The organism is Caballeronia sp. J97 (assembly GCF_905220305.1).
In the GTDB taxonomy this organism is placed as follows: Bacteria; Pseudomonadota; Gammaproteobacteria; order Burkholderiales; family Burkholderiaceae; genus Caballeronia.
Map to the genome: position 1 here is coordinate 200,947 of NZ_CAJMZL010000005.1, position 16,693 is coordinate 217,639.

Consider the following 16,693-nt stretch of genomic DNA (forward strand, 5'->3'; position numbering starts at 1 on the left):
GTTCTTATTACTTGACAACAGCTTGGGCGGGAACGATGCGCGTGCCGGCGAGGCGGTCATGGAGAAATTGACGCGCCGGATCGAGCCGCGCGGCAGCGGCCCACAGCGCGACCCATGCCGCGAAGACGGCGAGCGTCTGCGGCACGGTGAGGGAGAGAAGCGGGTGCAGCGCGAGCGGCGGCAGGAACCACAGCCACGCGAGGACGTAGCGTGCGAGCGCGCGGACGGGTTTGACGGGCTGCCCGTGCGCATCGACGAGCTTGAGGCGCCAGGTTTTCATCGGCAGGGTCTGGCCGCCGTGCGTCCAGAAATACACGAAGTAGGCGGCGAGAACGACGCCGATCCACGACATCAGCCAGTTGTGATGCGTGAGGCCGTTGCGTTGCTGCGTGAGCGTGCTGAAGAGATAGCCGGCGAGGAACACGACGCCGAACAGGATGACGCCTTCGTAGAGCATCGTCGCGAGGCGGCGACGCAGCGTGGGCGCGCGCATCGGATCGATGGTGGCCACGGCGGGCTGCGCGCTCACGAGCCGTTGTACATCGAAGGCGCCTGCTGCGGCGATACCGGAATCGGCGTGGCCGGCACGATGCTCGCCGCGTTCGGGATGGCGGGTTGCGCCGGCGCGCCGGAAACGGGTGCTGCCGGTGCGGTCGCCGCACCCGATACGCCCTCCGCGTGGCCGGGAACGTGCCCCTGCTCGCGCGCAGTAACGAGACGGTTGATGTCTTTCACTTCGGTCTTGCCGGTGGGCGGCGCGGAAACGACGGTCGGACGACGCACGTGTTCGCTCGCGGCCAGCTTCTTCTTTTGTTCTTCGGAAAGCTTCTGATAGGCGTCCCACGCCTTCTCGCGCTTCTCAAGCGGTACCGATTTGGAAACCTGATAGTTCTCGCGCGCGACCTTGCGCTGGTCGGGCGTAAGCCGCACCCATTCCTCCATGCGCTGATGCAGATGCTTCTGCGCCTCGGGCGACATCCGGTGGAATCGCGATGCGATCTTCAGCCACTTTTGCTTGCGCTCGTCGGAGAACGAATCCCATTGCGTTGCGAAGGGCGCGAGGGCAAGATGCTGCGCCTCGGTGAGGCGGCTCCAGGAGAGCGGGCTTTCGGAAGACAGCGCGGACAACGGCGAGACGTTCGCATCCGCGGTCGCGCCCGAACCGCCACTGGGCGCACCGGCGGACGAAGGCGCGGCGGCGGTGGGGTAGAAGCGCGGATAAGTCGCGGCGAACGCAACCAGACCCGCAATCGCGCAACCAAAGACAATCGCGAGACCGCGCTTGTAACTCACCCGAAAATTCCCCCGCTGTATTCAGTGCTTAATGATTGCGCGTCAGGTACGCGTTGAAACCGTGATCGAGATACGCGTCGATCGGCAGGCTGTCGCTCATCATGGCCGCGTCGATATCGGCGAGCTCCGCCTTGCGCTGCTGATCTTCCCAATATGCGATGCCCGCGATCCCGATGACGAGCGCCGCGAGCGGCCATGCGAGGCCCAGGCCGCCGAGCCGCGCGAGCAGGCCCTTGGCGCCGTGGCTGTCCCCGGCGCCGCCCGTGTCGAGCGTGCCGCCGGCGCTGGCGAATGCCGGCGTGAAGACGGGCGCGGTCATCGTGACAGCCACCGTTTCCGGCTTCTTGCGCGCGATCGCGGCGCGGCGCGCCTCGCGCAGCCGGTCGACAGCGGCAGCCGGAATGTTCGACGTGTTTTCGTCCAGTGCGCGCACCACTTTCAGCGCGAACTCGTTTTCCTTCGTTTCAAGAGCGGAACTCATAGCGTGATCCCTTTGGCTTTCAGGGCTTGGGCGAGAGCATGCGTGGCGCGTGAACAGTGTGTCTTCACGCTGCCCTCGGAGCATCCCATCGCGGCGGCCGTCTCAGCGACATCCATGTCTTCCCAGTAACGCATGAGAAAGGCTTCTCGTTGACGCGCGGGCAGTTTCTGGATTTCGGCGTCGATCAGATTCAGGACCTGCTCGCGCTCCAGACGGTTTTCGCTGCTCTCGCTGCCGAGCGCGCTGTCCTCTGATTCGAAGGTCTCGAGCGGGTCGAATTCATCGTCGTCCGCGTTGCCGAAGGACGAGAAGAGGCTGACCCAGGTGTTGCGCACCTTCTGGCGACGGAAATAATCGTGCGTCGCGTTCTGAAGGATACGCTGGAATAAAAGCGGAAGCTCGGATGCAGGCCGGTCGCCGTATTTCTCCGCCAGCTTGATCATCGCGTCCTGCACGATGTCAAGCGCCGCGTCGTCGTCGCGAACGGTGTACACGGTTTGCTTGAACGCGCGTCTTTCGACGCCCGCCAGGAAATCGGCGAGTTCCTTGTCTGATGCCATCCGTTGGGGACCCGGCGCAACGAACTTGCGTCGAAAGGGATCGTGGAGTTCTAGGAAAACCTGCGAATCCTAGCAAAGTTTCGCTGCATCCGGAGAAAATGAGAGGTTTTGTTGCCGCTTGCCACATGCAATCAACCATTCACACGTGAGTTCGACAGCTTCTGCTTGCAAAAGGCTTTCGTTCCGGCGTTGCCCGAAGGTGGTGCCGGCACGGCGTTCGGAAACTTTTTGCTTGACCCGACGCGCGCGCCACTGTTACATTTTCTGACTCGCATCATCCAGTGAAATGTCTGTTTTGAGGCGAGCCCAAGAAGCACGCCTGTCAAACCTAGACGCGCCGCTTGAACCCGAGCCACAAGCCCGGTAGAGAGCACCCGATCAATTTTTTGCCGAAAATTCGAAAGGTGATGAATGAACATGCCCAGCGCGGAATTCTCCACGTCGGATACGACTCCCCCTCACGAAGCTGACTCCATCGGCGCCACCGTGCTCATGCGCGCATTGGCCGATGAGAACGTCGAGTTCATTTGGGGCTATCCTGGCGGCTCGGTACTCTACATCTACGACGAGCTGTACAAGCAGGACCAGATCCAGCACATTCTCGTGCGCCACGAGCAGGCCGCCGTGCACGCCGCCGACGCGTATTCGCGCTCGACCGGCAACGTGGGCGTGTGCCTCGTGACCTCGGGCCCGGGCGTCACCAATGCCGTCACCGGCATCGCCACGGCCTACATGGACTCGATTCCGCTCGTCGTCATCAGCGGCCAAGTGCCCACCGCGGCCATCGGCCTCGACGCATTCCAGGAGTGCGACACCGTCGGCATCACGCGTCCGTGCGTGAAGCACAACTTCCTCGTGAAGGACGTGCGCGACCTGGCCGAAACCGTCAAGAAAGCGTTCTATATCGCGCGTACCGGCCGCCCCGGCCCGGTGCTGATCGACATTCCGAAGGACGTGTCGAAAGCGCCGTGCAAGTACGAGCCGATCAAGAGCGTGTCGCTGCGCTCGTACAACCCGGTCACGAAGGGCCATTCGGGCCAGATCCGCAAGGCGGTGCAACTGCTGCTGTCGGCCAAGCGGCCGTACATCTACACGGGCGGCGGCATCATTCTGGCGGATGCCTCGCGCGAGCTGAACCAGTTCGCCGATCTGCTCGGCTATCCCGTCACGAACACGCTGATGGGTCTCGGCGGCTACCGCGCGTCCGACAAGAAGTTCCTCGGCATGCTCGGCATGCACGGCACGTACGAAGCCAACATGGCGATGCAGAACTGCGACGTGCTGATCGCGATCGGCGCGCGTTTCGACGACCGCGTGATCGGCGATCCGAAGCACTTCGCGTCGTCGCCGCGCAAGATCATCCATATCGACGTCGATCCGTCGTCCATTTCCAAGCGCGTGAAGGTGGACATTCCGATCGTCGGCGACGTGAAGGAAGTGCTCAAGGAACTGATCGAGCAGCTTCAGCACGCGGAGCACGGCCCGGACACGCAGGCGCTCAAGACGTGGTGGGACGAGATCGAAGGCTGGCGCTCGAAGGACTGCCTCTCGTACGACCGCAAGAGCGAGATCATCAAGCCGCAGTATGTTGTCGAGAAGCTCTGGGAGCTCACCGACGGCAACGCGTTCGTCTGTTCCGATGTCGGCCAGCACCAGATGTGGGCGGCGCAGTTCTATCCGTTCAACAAGCCGCGCCGCTGGATCAACTCGGGCGGTCTGGGCACGATGGGCTTCGGCCTGCCGGCGGCGATGGGCGTGAAGATGGCCTACCCGGACGACGAGGTGGTCTGCATCACGGGCGAAGGCTCCATCCAGATGTGCATTCAGGAGCTCTCGACGTGCAAGCAGTACAACACGCCCGTCAAGATCATCTCGCTGAACAATCGCTATCTGGGCATGGTGCGCCAGTGGCAGCAGATCGAGTACAAAAAGCGCTACTCCAGTTCCTACATGGACGCGCTGCCCGACTTCGTGAAGCTCGCTGAAGCGTATGGCCATGTCGGCATTCGTGTCGAAAAGACCGCGGACGTCGAACCGGCGCTGAAGGAAGCGCTGCGTCTGAAGGATCGCACCGTATTTCTCGACTTCCAGACCGATCCCACCGAAAACGTATTCCCGATGGTGCAGGCAGGCAAGGGCATCACGGAAATGCTGCTCGGCTCGGAAGATCTGTAACGCGGGCCTGTCACGCGAGGCTCGCGCGCGCCTGTCTTCACAAAGGACATGTGTGGCGCGCGGGTTTTTCGGACAAGAGCCACTCTGGACATACTCCGCCTGAGCGGAGATAGACCCATCGGGAAACACGAACATGAAACACATCATCTCCGTTTTGCTGGAAAACGAACCGGGCGCGTTATCGCGCGTCGTCGGGCTCTTTTCGGCACGCGGCTATAACATCGAAACGCTGACGGTGGCGCCGACCGAAGACAGTTCGCTGTCGCGGCTCACTATCGTCTCCATTGGCTCGGACGACGTGATCGAACAGATCACGAAGCACCTGAACCGCCTGATCGAGGTGGTGAAAGTGGTCGACCTGACAGAGGGCGCCCACATCGAGCGCGAGCTGATGCTCATCAAGGTGAGGGCGGTCGGCAAGGAACGCGAAGAGATGAAGCGCATGGCGGATATCTTCCGCGGCCGCATCATCGACGTGACCGAGAAAACCTACACGATGGAACTGACGGGAGCTTCCGACAAGCTCGACGCATTCATTCAGGCGCTCGACGCCACGGCGATCCTCGAAACGGTTCGCACGGGCAGTTCCGGCATCGGCCGGGGCGAGCGGATTCTCAAGGTTTAAGCACCTAAACGAAGTTCGATTTTTCTCCTCCGCGCGCGCGGAGATAGACCCAGGACTCAAGGAACCAACATGAAAGTTTTCTACGACAAAGACGCCGACCTCTCCCTCATCAAGGGCAAGCAAGTCACCATCATCGGTTACGGCTCCCAAGGCCATGCGCACGCGCTCAACCTGAAGGACAGCGGCGTGAACGTGACGGTTGGCCTGCGCAAGGGCGGCGCATCGTGGAGCAAGGCCGAGAACGCCGGCCTCAAGGTGAAGGAAGTGGCGGAAGCCGTGAAGGGCGCGGATGTCGTCATGATGCTTCTGCCCGACGAGCAGATCGCCGAAGTCTACAAGAAGGAAGTGCACGACAACGCCAAGCAGGGCGCGGCGCTCGCATTCGCGCACGGCTTCAACGTGCACTACGGCCAGGTGATCCCGCGCGCCGATCTGGACGTCATCATGATCGCCCCGAAGGCCCCGGGCCACACCGTGCGCAACACGTACAGCCAGGGCGGCGGCGTGCCGCACCTGATCGCGGTCGCGCAGGACAAGACCGGCTCGGCGCGCGACGTGGCGCTGTCGTACGCCGTGGCGAACGGCGGCGGCCGTGCCGGCATCATCGAAACGAACTTCCGTGAAGAAACCGAAACCGACCTGTTCGGCGAGCAAGCCGTTCTGTGCGGCGGCACGGTCGATCTGATCAAGGCCGGCTTCGAAACGCTGGTGGAGGCGGGCTACGCGCCGGAAATGGCGTACTTCGAGTGCCTGCACGAGTTGAAGCTGATCGTCGACCTGATCTACGAAGGCGGCATCGCCAACATGAACTACTCGATCTCGAACAACGCCGAGTACGGCGAGTACGTGACGGGTCCGCGCATCGTCACGGAAGAGACGAAGAAGGCGATGAAGGCCGTGCTGAAGGACATCCAGACCGGCGAATACGCAAAGAGCTTCATCATCGAGAACCGCGCGGGTGCGCCGACGCTGCAGTCCCGCCGCCGCCTGACGTCGGAGCATCAGATCGAGCAGGTCGGCGAGAAGCTGCGCGCGATGATGCCGTGGATCGCGAAGAACAAGCTCGTCGACCAGTCGAAGAACTAAATCGTTGCGCGCGTATTAAACGCGTCACGATTTTTGCTGGATGAAAGCCGCCCGGATGCCCTGTGCGCCGGGCGGCTTTTGCTATCCTACGGTTTTTAAAAATCACACAACCCGTTCATGAACTATCCTCATCCGATCATTGCCCGCGAAGGCTGGCCGTTCATCGCCATCGCGGCTGTCGTCGCCATCCTCGTGCAAGCGATGGGCGGCTTCGGCTTCGCCTGGATCTTCTGGCTGATCGTGATTTTCATCGTCCAGTTCTTCCGCGATCCGGCTCGCCCGATTCCGACCCAGCCCAATGCGGTGCTGTGTCCGGCGGATGGCCGCATCGTCGCGGTCGAAACCGCGCACGATCCGTACGTGGGACGCGAAGCGCTCAAGATCAGCGTGTTCATGAACGTGTTCAACGTGCACTCGCAGCGCTCGCCGGTGGACGGCGCCATCACGAAAGTCCAGTACTTCCCGGGTGCGTATCTGAACGCGGCGGTCGATAAAGCGTCTACCGAGAACGAGCGCAATGCCATCGTGCTGCAGACGGCGGGCGGGCAAACCGTGACGTCGGTGCAGATCGCAGGCCTGATCGCGCGACGCATTCTCTGCTACGTGCATGTCGGCGAGCCGCTCACGCGTGGCCAGCGCTACGGTTTCATCCGCTTCGGCTCGCGCGTCGACGTGTATTTGCCCATTGGCAGCCGCCCGCGCGTGTCGATCGGCGAGAAGGTTTCGGCCTCGTCGACGATCCTCGCCGAGTTCGCGGAATAACGCGGAGGACTCGATGGCGGCATTCAAACCGCGCCGTAACCGCGCGAACGCGACGCCCGTGCGCGCGTTCCGCCGCAACAAGGCCGCGCAGGACGTCGGCGCCGTGGAGACGCGGCGCGCGAAGCGGCAGCAGTTCCTCAGAAAACGCGGCATTTATCTGCTGCCCAACGCGTTCACCACGGCCGCGCTGTTCTGCGGCTTCTTCGCGGTCGTCCAGGCGATGAACGTGCGCTTCGAGATCGCGGCCATCGCCATCTTCGTCGCGATGGTGCTCGACGGCATGGATGGCCGCGTCGCGCGCATGACGCACACGCAGAGCGCGTTCGGCGAGCAGTTCGACAGTCTTTCGGACATGGTGTCGTTCGGCGTCGCGCCGGCGCTCGTGATGTACGAATGGGTGCTGAAGGATCTCGGCCGCTGGGGCTGGCTCGCGGCGTTCGTGTATTGCTCGGGCGCGGCACTGCGTCTGGCGCGTTTCAATACGAACGTCGGCGTGGTCGACAAGCGTTACTTCCAGGGATTGCCGTCGCCGGCCGCCGCCGCGCTGATCGCGGGCTTCGTCTGGCTCGCGACCGATAACCGCGTGCCGCTCAAGCTCGTGTGGCTGCCGTGGGTGGCGTTCGCGCTGACCATCTACGCCGGCGTGACGATGGTGTCGAACGCGCCGTTCTACAGCGGCAAGGCGCTCGACGTGCGCTATCGGGTGCCGTTCGCGGGCGTGCTGCTGATCGTCGTCGCGTTCGTGCTGGTGTCGTCGGATCCGCCGGTCATGCTGTTCTGCCTGTTCGTGCTGTACGGCTTTTCGGGCTATATCTGGTGGGGCTATCTGGCAGTGCGCGGCAGGCCGAATCCGGCGCGCAGCTCGCAGCGGGAGCATTAGAGCCGTCGCGCCCCAAAGAGAAAAGGCAGCAACCGACGAGGTTCGCTGCCTTTTTTGCGTCTTGGCGCATGTCGCTCAACCCGCGACCAGCGTGCCGTTTTGAATGTGCACACGCTGGCCCTGCGCGAACGGCGGCGAATTCTTGTACGTGAAGGTCCGCGTCTTGCCATTTTCCATCCGCACGTGCACCGAATAATCGGTCTCGCTGCGAATATGTTTCTCGACCGAGTTGCCGGCGAGGCCGCCACCCAGCGCGCCGAGCAGCGTCATTGCGGTGCGGCCGCCGCCGCTGCCGAACTGATTGCCGACGACACCGCCAGCCACCGCGCCACCGACCGCGCCGATGCCCGTTCCATGGCCTTCATGCTTGACGGCGGAGATCGATTCGACCGTGCCGCACGTCGAGCAATAGGCGGGTTGCTGCGGCGCTTGCTGCGCATAGGACGGTTGCGCAGGTTGCGGTGGTGCGGGAGGTTGTTGCGCCTGCTGCTGTGCTGCTTGCTGTGCCGCAGCTTGTTGCGCGGCGGCTTGCTGCTGAGCCGCCTGTTGCTGCGCGGCAGTCTGCTGCTGTGGCTGCTGCTGTGGCTGTTGGGCCGGACTCGGCGCGGCGGAATCCACCACGGGCTGCTGTGCGACCGCTGCCGTCTGCGTCTGAGGACTCTGCGCGGCGTTGCTCGATGCCCTCGGAAACAGGCCGGTCATCGCAGCGGTAGCCACGAGGCTCGCGACGATGACCGCGCCCGCCGCAGTGGCGATGAGCGGATGCAGACGCCGCTGACGCGGCTGAGCGCCGCCGGAAGGGGGCGACGTGCTGAGTTTGCTGGTTCCGTTATCCATTATTGAACCTCCGTTTCGAGGCGAACTGCCGCTACCGGTGTCGGCCGTCACAAGGACGATTGTCGGCCAAGCCCGGATTCTTCGCTTTCCTGGCTTGTAACAATTTCGCGGACATGAAGTGCATCGATTCAAGCATGACCGATGCCAGCCGCGATACCGCGTGCCGCCGCGGTGCTCCGGTCTGAATCGCATTGAAACTTTTACCAGCCGTTACAACAAATCGACCGGACGAAAAAAAGCGCGCCTCGAGGGGCGCGCTTTCGGCAGTGCTCCGGCGAAGCGGACGTCTTAGTCTTCGCGACGCAGATGCGGGAACAGAATCACGTCGCGGATGCTCGGACTGTCGGTCAGCAACATCACCAGACGGTCGATGCCGATGCCGCAACCGCCCGTCGGCGGCATGCCGTATTCGAGCGCGCGGATGTAATCGGCGTCGAAGAACATCGCTTCCTCGTCGCCGGCATCTTTCTGGTCGACCTGCTTCTGGAACCGCGCGGCCTGGTCTTCCGGATCGTTCAGCTCGGAGAATCCGTTGGCGATTTCACGGCCCGTGATGAAGAGCTCGAAACGCTCCGTGATGCCCGCCACCGAATCCGACGCGCGCGCGAGCGGCGACACTTCGATCGGATAATCGACGATGTACGTCGGCTCCCACAATTGCGATTCCGCTGTCTCTTCGAACAGCGCGAGCTGCAGCGAACCGAGGCCGGCGTTCAGGAAGGCAGGCTGCGTCGTGTCGACGCCGAACTTCTTCAATTCTGTGCACAGGAACGCGGCGTCGGACAACTGCGCGTCCGTGTACTGCGGCGCGTACTTCTGAATGGCCTGATTGATCGTCAGACGATGGAACGGCTTCGAGAGATCGAGCTCGCGTCCCTGATACATGATGGTCGCAGTGCCGAGCGCATCGACGGCGGCCTGGCGGATCAGTTGCTCGGTGAAGTCCATCAGCCAGCGGTAGTCGGTGTACGCGGCGTAGAACTCCATCATCGTGAATTCCGGATTGTGACGCGGCGACACGCCTTCGTTCCGGAAATTACGGTTGATCTCGAACACGCGCTCGAAGCCGCCGACGATCAGCCGCTTCAGATACAGCTCCGGCGCGATGCGCAGGAACATCTGCATGTCGAGCGCATTGTGATGCGTGACGAAGGGCTTGGCCGCGGCGCCGCCGGGGATCGGGTGAAGCATCGGCGTTTCGACTTCCATGAAGCTCGCCTGCGCCATGAAATTGCGGATCGACGTGACGGCCTTCGTGCGCGCCATGAAGGTCTTGCGCGATTCCGGCGTGACGATCAGGTCGACATAGCGCTGGCGATAGCGCGTTTCCTGATCGGCGAGGCCGTGGAACTTGTCCGGCAGCGGGCGCAGCGCCTTCGACAGCAGACGCAATTCCGTGCAGCGCACCGACAGCTCGCCCTTGTTCGTGCGGAACAGCACGCCCTTCGCGGCGACGATGTCGCCGAGATCCCACTTCTTGAAGGCGTCGTAGGTTTGCTCGCCGACGTCGGCGGGCGTCACGAAGAACTGGATCTGGCCGCTGCCGTCCTGAACCGTCGCGAAGCTCGCCTTGCCCATCACGCGCTTCAACATCATCCGGCCGGCGATCGCGACGGGCAGGGGATTCGCTTCGAGCGCGTCCTTGTCGGTCTCGGCGTATTCGGCTTGCAGCGCGGCGGCCTGATGCGTCGGGCGGAAATCGTTCGGATAGGCGATGCCTTGCTCGCGCAGCGCGCGCAGCTTGTCGCGTCGCTCGGCGATGATCTGGTTCTCTTCCAGTTCGGGAGCGGCGCCCGCTTGAGTCGGTTCGGTCATGATGATTCTTGGCTTGTATTGCGGCGAATGCGCGGCGGGAATGAAACGAAAGCGCGGATATCGCCGATCGATATCCGCGCCGAAGGACTTAAACGCCCTGTTTCAGGCTCGCGCTGATGAAGTCGTCGAGGTCGCCGTCGAGCACGGCGCGCGTGTTGCTCATTTCCACGTTGGTGCGCAGATCTTTCACACGGCTCTGGTCGAGCACGTAAGAGCGGATCTGATGGCCCCAGCCCACGTCGGTCTTGCTCGATTCGAGCTTGTCCTGTTCGGCCTGGCGCTTGCGCATCTCGAACTCATAGAGACGCGCCTTCAGCATCTGCATGGCTTCCGCGCGGTTGCGGTGCTGCGAGCGGTCGTTCTGGCACTGCACGACGATGCCCGTCGGCGCGTGCGTGAGCCGCACGGCGGAGTCCGTCTTGTTGATGTGCTGGCCGCCCGCGCCCGATGCGCGATACGTGTCCGTGCGGATATCGGCGGGATTGATTTCGATCTCGATCGAATCGTCGATTTCCGGATACACGAACACCGACGAGAACGACGTATGGCGCCCGCCCGACGAATCGAACGGCGACTTGCGCACGAGCCGGTGAATGCCCGTTTCGGTGCGCAGATAGCCGTACGCGTATTCGCCTTCGACCTTGATGGTCGCGCTCTTGATGCCCGCGACGTCGCCTTCGGACTCTTCGAGCACCTCGGTCTTGAAGCCCTTGCGCTCGCAGTAGCGCAGGTACTGGCGCAGCAGCATCGATGCCCAGTCGCACGCTTCGGTGCCGCCCGCGCCCGCCTGAATGTCGATGAAGCAGCTGTTCGGGTCGGCCGGATTCGAGAACATCCGGCGAAATTCCATGTCTTCGACGCGCAGGCGCAAGGCATCCGCGTCGGATTCGGACGCGACGAGCGTGTCCTCGTCATCTTCCTCGCGCGCCATGTCGAACAGTTCGTTCGCGTCGCGCAGGTCGTTGTCGAGGGCGGTGAGCGTCGACACGACGCCATCGAGCAGTTTCTTTTCGCGACCGAGCGCCTGGGCGTTCTTCGAGTCGTTCCAGACGTTCGGGTCTTCGAGTTCCTTGTTGACTTCGGCTAGACGCGCGGACTTGGCGTCGTAGTCAAAGATACCCCCGTAGCTCGCCCGCGCGGCGGCGCAGGTCGGCCAGAAGGCTTTCGATCGCGTTGAGACGTTCCGCTTCCATTGTCGATCTTCGGCTTCGTAAAAAGATGAAATTATAGCCGATTGACAGGGTTTCCCCGGCGTTCCGGGTGCGCGCGGCGCCTGCTCAGCCCGCGTGCTCGACGATCAGCTGCACCCGCGCGACGCCGTTCCACGAATCGCTGACGAGCCGGTACGCGACGGTCGCGCGCGGCGGCAGCGGATCGACGTGATTGAACCAGATCGCGTTGAAGCGCTGACGCCCGCGCAACAGCGACAGCTTCAGATGCTTCTCTTTCACGAGCGCCTGCGATGCGACTTCGAATTCGCCGGAGAAGGTCGGCGCGGGAAAGCCTTGTCCCCACACGGCGGCGTCGAGCATTTCGACGAATTGCGGCGTGAAGTAGGCGTCTTCGAGTTCGCCATCGGTTTCGACGGTTCGGGACAGCGCTTCGGCCGTCAGCCATTCGCGCCCGACCGCCTCGAACGCGGTGGTGAAGCGGGGAATGTCGGCGGTGGCGAGCGTCAGGCCCGCGGCCATCGCGTGGCCGCCGAACTTGTGGATGAGGCCGGGCTCGCGCTTGCTGATCAGATCGACTGCATCGCGCAGATGAAAGCCCGGAATCGAGCGGCCGGAGCCCTTGCAGAGCGTGCCGCTGTCGTCGGCGTGCGCGAACGTGAACGAAGGACGATGAAACCGCTCCTTCAGCCGGCCCGCGACGATGCCGATCACGCCCTGATGCCAGCTCGCGTCGTACAGCGTGAGCGTCGCGCGCTCGCCGGGATCGATCGTCTGCAATTCGGCGAGCGCCTGCTGCTGCATGCCGGCTTCGATTTCGCGCCGCTCGCGATTCATCGAATCGAGTTGCTGCGCGAGCTCCCACGCGCGGCCGACGTCGTCGGTCGTCAGGCACTCGATGCCGAGCGACATGTCCGACAGCCGTCCCGCCGCGTTCAGGCGCGGCCCGAGCGCGAAGCCGAGATCGAAGCCCGAGGCGGCGCGCGCATCGCGGCCGGCGGCGCGAAAGAGCGCGGCGATGCCCGGCTGCATGCGGCCTGAGCGAATCCGCTTCAGGCCCTGCGCGACGAGGATGCGGTTGTTGCAGTCGAGCTTCACGACATCGGCGACGGTGCCGAGCGCGACGAGGTCGAGCAGGCCGTCGAGACGCGGTTCGGGCGCGTCCCGATAAGCGCCGCGCTGACGCAACTCCGCGCGCAACGCGAGCAGCACGTAGAACATCACGCCCACGCCCGCGATGCACTTGCTCGGGAACGCGCAGCCCGGCTGGTTCGGATTGACGATCGCGCGCGCGGCGGGCAGTTCGTCGCCGGGCAGGTGGTGATCGGTGACGAGCACGTCGATGCCGAGCGCGTTCGCCGCCGCGACGCCTTCGACGCTCGCGATGCCGTTATCGACCGTGATGAGCAGATCGGGCAAGCCGGTCCCGGAGCGCGACGCCAGCTCCACGATCTCTGGCGTGAGCCCGTAGCCGTACTCGAAGCGGTTCGGCACCAGATAGTCGATCGTCGCGCCGAACATCCGCAGGCCGCGCACGGCTACCGCGCAAGCGGTTGCGCCGTCGCAGTCGTAGTCCGCGACGACCAGCATGCGCCGCCCCGCGGCGAGCGCATCGGCGAGCACGACGGCGGCTTCGTCGCAGCCTTTCAGGCCGGCGGGCGCGTGCAGGCGCTTGAATTCGGTCTCGGCTTCGTCGGGCGAGGTCACGCCGCGAGAAGCGTACAGACGCGCGATCACAGGATGCAGGCCGTGGCGCATCAGCGCCTCGGCGTCGGCGGGAGAGGAGGCGCGCGTAACGATTTGCGTCATTGCAAAATGCCTTATTCGATGAAAAGCGCCGCGATCGGACGGCGCCGCCAGAACTTGCGCAAGTCGGCGCGCGTGACGGACAGCGTGACCGAGCCGGTGTCGCCGCATAGCGTGAGACTCAGGCGGCCGAGCGCGCCGTCGCCGAGCGCTTGAAGCGCAGGCGCGAACCACGCGGTTTCCAGCGCCTTGAGCGCGTCGTTCCAGCGCGCCCAGTCCTGCTCGATGAACGGCGCGGAAAACGGATTCAGCTCGACGAGCGTCGTGCCCGGCGCTGCGTCGGCCGCGAGCGATGCGAACGACTCAGGCGGCATCGACGGCTTCAGTCCGCCCGCGAGCGCGAGGCCGCGCGTCGAGGCCGCGTCGGACATCACGCGTGCGAACGGGCTTTTGACGGGGCGCATCGCGCCTTGTCCGTGGAGCCAGATCGAATTGATCGCGGGCAGGCCGCGCGATTCGCGTTCCAGATTCAGCGGATGCTCGAACCACGCCATCTGCACTTCGTTCTGCAGCTTCATCCATGCGCGCGAACGCTCGCCGGTGCGGGCTTCGTGCGGCAGCCAGATTTCGATGTTGCGCCCCGTCGCGCGCAGCGGCGAGGCGCCCGCGAGCGTGCCCAGCGCATTGCCCGACACGTACCAGCGCAAGGGCGTCGGCGCTTGCAGCGACACGCCGAGGTCTTCGATCGCGGGCCGCGCGGTCTGGAGCAGCGCGCGTGCTTCTTCCGTATGCACGCCAAGCGTGTCGGGATCGATCAGCACCAGGTGATCGTGCGCGATGCGCACGTGAACCGGCTCGATGCAGGCCCAGGACGCATCGCCGGGCGTGCCGCCGTCGGCGAGCAGCATGAAGGGCGCGAGCGGGGCATCGTCGGCATAGCGTCGATCGGCGGGCGTCACGGCGCCGAAGCGGCGCGCGATCCAGCGTTCGTGCGGCAGCGTGCGCTGAAAATCCTCGCCGATGACGCGCTCCTCCAGCGTGGCGCGGGCAAGCAGCCTGTCCAGTGCCGCGCTCTCCAGTCCGTGCAGGGCAGTGGCGGCGTCCGCGGCCGACGGCAGGGCGAACGGCAACAGGAGATGGAGATGATGAACGGGCATGATGCTCGGCATTGTAGGGCAAAGCGGGTGCGGCGACGGACGTTCGCACCCGTCCCGTTCGCCCCATGTATGGCAAACTTTCGCAAATTTGCGCCACCGGGGCTCAACAACGCTGGAACAGCAGCAGAAAGGAATCGCTTGAAACTTCCGTACGAATGGCAGATTGGCTGGCGCTACACGCGCGCCAGCAAACGCACCACAGGCAACGGCTTCATCTCCTTCATCGCGCTCGTGTCGATGGCGGGCATCGCGCTCGGCGTCGCGGCGCTGATCGTCGTGCTGTCGGTCATGAACGGCTTCCAGAAGGAAGTGCGCGACCGGATGCTCTCGGTGCTCGCGCACGTCGAAATCTTCTCGCCGACCGGCTCCATGCCCAACTGGCAACTGACCGCGCAGGAGGCGCGCCGCAATCCGGAAGTGATCGGCGCCGCGCCCTATGTCGAAGCGCAGGCGTTGCTGACGCGGCAGGGCGCCGTGAGCGGCGTCGCGCTGCGCGGCGTGGAACCGTCGCTGGAGCCGGAAGTGTCGGACATCGGCAAGGAGATGCGCGCCGGCAGGCTCACGGATCTCAAGCCGGGCGAATTCGGCATCGTGCTCGGCAAGGATCTCGCGGCCAATCTCGGCGTGACGGACGGCGACAAGATCACCCTCGTCGCGCCCGAAGGCACCATCACGCCGGCGGGGATGATGCCGCGCCTCAAGCAGTTCACCGTGGTCGGCATCTTCGAATCGGGACACTACGAGTACGACTCGACGCTTGCGCTCATCGAAATCCGCGATGCCGAAGCGCTCTTTCGCCTGCCCGCGCCGACCGGCGTGCGCCTGCGTCTGAAGGACATGCAGCGCGCGCCCGAAGTCGCGCGCCAGCTTTCGCGCACGCTCTCGGGCGATCTCTACATTCGCGACTGGACGCAGCAGAACAAGACATGGTTCTCCGCCGTGCAGATCGAAAAGCGCATGATGTTCATCATTCTCACGCTGATCATCGCGGTGGCGGCGTTCAATCTGGTGTCCTCGCTCGTGATGACCGTCACCGACAAGCAGGCCGATATCGCCATCCTGCGCACGCTCGGCGCGCAGCCCCGCTCGATCATGAAGATTTTCGTCGTGCAGGGCGTGACGATCGGCTTCATCGGGACGGCGCTCGGCGTGACCTTCGGCTGTCTGATCGCGTGGAGCATTCCATGGCTCGTGCCGATGATCGAGCATCTGTTCAACGTCCAGTTCCTGCCGTCGTCGGTGTATTTCATCAGCGAACTGCCGTCGGAGCTGGTGCCGGGCGATGTCGCCAAGATCGGCGTCATCGCGTTTTTGCTGTCGTCGCTCGCGACGCTCTATCCGAGCTGGCGCGGCGCGAAGGTTCGTCCGGCGGAGGCGCTGCGCTATGAGTGATCTGATTCCGGCCAACAACGTCGTGCTTCAGGCGTCGGCGATTTCGAAGACGTTCGTGCAGGGCGGCTTCAATGTCCAGGTCCTCAACAACGCCCAACTCGACGTGATGAAGGGTGAAAAGCTCGCGATCGTCGGCGCGTCGGGTTCGGGCAAGAGCACGCTCCTGCACGTGCTCGGCGGTCTCGATGAGCCGAGCGCGGGCAAGGTCTCGCTGCTCGGCAAGCCGTTCACGGAGCTGAAGGAAAAGGAGCGCAACGAGCTGCGCAATCGCGCGCTCGGTTTCGTGTATCAGTTCCATCATCTGCTGCCGGAATTCACGGCGCTGGATAACGTCGCGATGCCGCTGCGCATCCGCCGCATGCCGGAGGAGGACGCGCGCAAGGAAGCGCAGGTCATGCTAGAGCGCGTGGGCATCGGGCATCGCGCGAAGCATCGGCCGGGCGAATTGTCGGGCGGCGAGCGTCAGCGTGTGGCGATCGCGCGCGCGCTCGTCACGCATCCCGCATGCGTGCTCGCCGACGAGCCCACCGGCAATCTCGACGGCGGCACCGCCGATACCGTCTTCAACCTGATGCTGGAGCTGTCGCAGACGCTCGAGACGAGCTTCGTGATCGTCACGCACGATCCCGATCTCGCCGCGCGCTGCGACCGCATCATGCGCCTGCGCGACGGCGTGCTGCACGAAGAGCCGCCCGTGCCGGTATAACGCGTTCCT

General features: G+C 64.1%; 17 protein-coding genes. 7 read left to right on the top strand and 10 right to left on the bottom strand.

Annotation, left to right across the window (positions count from 1 at the left end; translation table 11 throughout):
* Positions 1-7 precede the first annotated feature (7 nt).
* The 5 genes from U4Y90_RS10640 to U4Y90_RS10660 all read right to left on the bottom strand — a co-directional run bounded on the left by U4Y90_RS10640 (position 8) and on the right by U4Y90_RS10660 (position 2,753).
* Positions 8-493, bottom strand: a complete 486-nt coding sequence (locus tag U4Y90_RS10640; RefSeq protein WP_321794595.1) for an RDD family protein — start codon at positions 491-493, stop codon at positions 8-10.
* A 32-nt stretch (positions 494-525) separates the two neighbouring features.
* The gene (locus tag U4Y90_RS10645; protein ID WP_321794518.1) at positions 526-1,293 is read right to left on the bottom strand and encodes a DUF3106 domain-containing protein; all 768 of its coding nucleotides are present in this window, start codon (positions 1,291-1,293) and stop codon (positions 526-528) included.
* A 28-nt stretch (positions 1,294-1,321) separates the two neighbouring features.
* Positions 1,322-1,774: a DUF3619 family protein gene (locus U4Y90_RS10650; RefSeq protein WP_321794519.1), complete on the bottom strand. Its 453-nt coding sequence runs from the start codon at positions 1,772-1,774 to the stop codon at positions 1,322-1,324.
* A complete protein-coding gene (locus U4Y90_RS10655; RefSeq protein ID WP_321794520.1) occupies positions 1,771-2,334 on the bottom strand; it encodes an RNA polymerase sigma factor in 564 nt (187 codons plus the stop codon). The genes U4Y90_RS10650 and U4Y90_RS10655 overlap by 4 nt, the downstream gene beginning before the upstream one ends.
* Before the next feature lie 131 nt (positions 2,335-2,465).
* Positions 2,466-2,753, bottom strand: coding sequence for a hypothetical protein (locus U4Y90_RS10660; RefSeq protein WP_321794521.1), 288 nt, complete (start codon positions 2,751-2,753; stop codon positions 2,466-2,468).
* Here U4Y90_RS10660 and U4Y90_RS10665 point away from each other — a divergent pair.
* From U4Y90_RS10665 to pssA, 5 genes are all read left to right on the top strand, one after another.
* Positions 2,746-4,509: an acetolactate synthase 3 catalytic subunit gene (locus tag U4Y90_RS10665; RefSeq protein WP_321794522.1), complete on the top strand. Its 1,764-nt coding sequence runs from the start codon at positions 2,746-2,748 to the stop codon at positions 4,507-4,509. The two genes, U4Y90_RS10660 and U4Y90_RS10665, sit on opposite strands and share 8 nt — an antisense overlap.
* A gap of 133 nt (positions 4,510-4,642) precedes the next feature.
* Positions 4,643-5,134, top strand: coding sequence for an acetolactate synthase small subunit (ilvN, locus tag U4Y90_RS10670; RefSeq protein ID WP_008341906.1), 492 nt, complete (start codon positions 4,643-4,645; stop codon positions 5,132-5,134).
* Positions 5,135-5,203: 69 nt separating this feature from the next.
* Positions 5,204-6,220 (top strand): ketol-acid reductoisomerase, encoded by a 1,017-nt coding sequence (ilvC, locus tag U4Y90_RS10675; protein ID WP_061123890.1) that lies wholly within the window; start codon positions 5,204-5,206, stop codon positions 6,218-6,220.
* A gap of 117 nt (positions 6,221-6,337) precedes the next feature.
* Positions 6,338-6,982, top strand: coding sequence for a phosphatidylserine decarboxylase (locus tag U4Y90_RS10680; RefSeq protein ID WP_321794523.1), 645 nt, complete (start codon positions 6,338-6,340; stop codon positions 6,980-6,982).
* A gap of 13 nt (positions 6,983-6,995) precedes the next feature.
* Positions 6,996-7,862, top strand: coding sequence for a CDP-diacylglycerol--serine O-phosphatidyltransferase (gene pssA, locus U4Y90_RS10685; protein ID WP_321794524.1), 867 nt, complete (start codon positions 6,996-6,998; stop codon positions 7,860-7,862).
* A 75-nt stretch (positions 7,863-7,937) separates the two neighbouring features.
* Here pssA and U4Y90_RS10690 read toward each other — a convergent pair whose 3' ends face one another.
* The 5 genes from U4Y90_RS10690 to U4Y90_RS10710 all read right to left on the bottom strand — a co-directional run bounded on the left by U4Y90_RS10690 (position 7,938) and on the right by U4Y90_RS10710 (position 14,598).
* Positions 7,938-8,699 (bottom strand): glycine zipper 2TM domain-containing protein, encoded by a 762-nt coding sequence (locus U4Y90_RS10690; RefSeq protein ID WP_321794525.1) that lies wholly within the window; start codon positions 8,697-8,699, stop codon positions 7,938-7,940.
* A 288-nt stretch (positions 8,700-8,987) separates the two neighbouring features.
* Positions 8,988-10,514 (bottom strand): lysine--tRNA ligase, encoded by a 1,527-nt coding sequence (gene lysS, locus U4Y90_RS10695; protein WP_321794526.1) that lies wholly within the window; start codon positions 10,512-10,514, stop codon positions 8,988-8,990.
* Between the two features lie 88 nt (positions 10,515-10,602).
* A protein-coding gene (gene prfB, locus U4Y90_RS10700) for a peptide chain release factor 2 (protein ID WP_321794527.1) occupies positions 10,603-11,707 on the bottom strand; the annotation gives its coding sequence in 2 pieces (ribosomal slippage) (positions 10,603-11,625 and positions 11,627-11,707; 1,104 coding nt in all).
* An 84-nt stretch (positions 11,708-11,791) separates the two neighbouring features.
* Positions 11,792-13,492: a single-stranded-DNA-specific exonuclease RecJ gene (gene recJ / locus U4Y90_RS10705; protein WP_321794528.1), complete on the bottom strand. Its 1,701-nt coding sequence runs from the start codon at positions 13,490-13,492 to the stop codon at positions 11,792-11,794.
* Between the two features lie 11 nt (positions 13,493-13,503).
* Positions 13,504-14,598 carry a regulator gene (locus U4Y90_RS10710; RefSeq protein ID WP_321794529.1) on the bottom strand — a complete coding sequence of 365 codons (1,095 nt, stop codon included), beginning with the start codon at positions 14,596-14,598 and terminating at the stop codon, positions 13,504-13,506.
* 126 nt (positions 14,599-14,724) lie between these two features.
* Between U4Y90_RS10710 and U4Y90_RS10715 the strand changes: the two genes are divergently transcribed.
* Both U4Y90_RS10715 and lolD read left to right on the top strand, forming a co-directional pair.
* Positions 14,725-15,978: a lipoprotein-releasing ABC transporter permease subunit gene (locus tag U4Y90_RS10715; RefSeq protein ID WP_321794530.1), complete on the top strand. Its 1,254-nt coding sequence runs from the start codon at positions 14,725-14,727 to the stop codon at positions 15,976-15,978.
* The gene (gene lolD / locus U4Y90_RS10720; protein ID WP_321794531.1) at positions 15,971-16,684 is read left to right on the top strand and encodes a lipoprotein-releasing ABC transporter ATP-binding protein LolD; all 714 of its coding nucleotides are present in this window, start codon (positions 15,971-15,973) and stop codon (positions 16,682-16,684) included. Before U4Y90_RS10715 ends, lolD begins: the two co-directional genes overlap by 8 nt.
* Positions 16,685-16,693 lie beyond the last annotated feature (9 nt).

Bases quoted from the DNA above. Each gene is read 5' to 3' on its own strand.
- U4Y90_RS10640 (WP_321794595.1), bottom strand. From the start codon at position 493: ATGCGCGCGCCCACGCTGCGTCGCCGCCTCGCGACGATGCTCTACGAA.
- U4Y90_RS10650 (WP_321794519.1), bottom strand. From the start codon at position 1,774: ATGAGTTCCGCTCTTGAAACGAAGGAAAACGAGTTCGCGCTGAAAGTG.
- U4Y90_RS10655 (WP_321794520.1), bottom strand. From the start codon at position 2,334: ATGGCATCAGACAAGGAACTCGCCGATTTCCTGGCGGGCGTCGAAAGA.
- U4Y90_RS10665 (WP_321794522.1), top strand. From the start codon at position 2,746: ATGAACATGCCCAGCGCGGAATTCTCCACGTCGGATACGACTCCCCCT.
- U4Y90_RS10660 (WP_321794521.1), bottom strand. From the start codon at position 2,753: ATGTTCATTCATCACCTTTCGAATTTTCGGCAAAAAATTGATCGGGTG.
- ilvN (WP_008341906.1), top strand. From the start codon at position 4,643: ATGAAACACATCATCTCCGTTTTGCTGGAAAACGAACCGGGCGCGTTA.
- ilvC (WP_061123890.1), top strand. From the start codon at position 5,204: ATGAAAGTTTTCTACGACAAAGACGCCGACCTCTCCCTCATCAAGGGC.
- U4Y90_RS10680 (WP_321794523.1), top strand. From the start codon at position 6,338: ATGAACTATCCTCATCCGATCATTGCCCGCGAAGGCTGGCCGTTCATC.
- pssA (WP_321794524.1), top strand. From the start codon at position 6,996: ATGGCGGCATTCAAACCGCGCCGTAACCGCGCGAACGCGACGCCCGTG.
- U4Y90_RS10690 (WP_321794525.1), bottom strand. From the start codon at position 8,699: ATGGATAACGGAACCAGCAAACTCAGCACGTCGCCCCCTTCCGGCGGC.
- lysS (WP_321794526.1), bottom strand. From the start codon at position 10,514: ATGACCGAACCGACTCAAGCGGGCGCCGCTCCCGAACTGGAAGAGAAC.
- recJ (WP_321794528.1), bottom strand. From the start codon at position 13,492: ATGACGCAAATCGTTACGCGCGCCTCCTCTCCCGCCGACGCCGAGGCG.
- U4Y90_RS10710 (WP_321794529.1), bottom strand. From the start codon at position 14,598: ATGCCGAGCATCATGCCCGTTCATCATCTCCATCTCCTGTTGCCGTTC.
- lolD (WP_321794531.1), top strand. From the start codon at position 15,971: ATGAGTGATCTGATTCCGGCCAACAACGTCGTGCTTCAGGCGTCGGCG.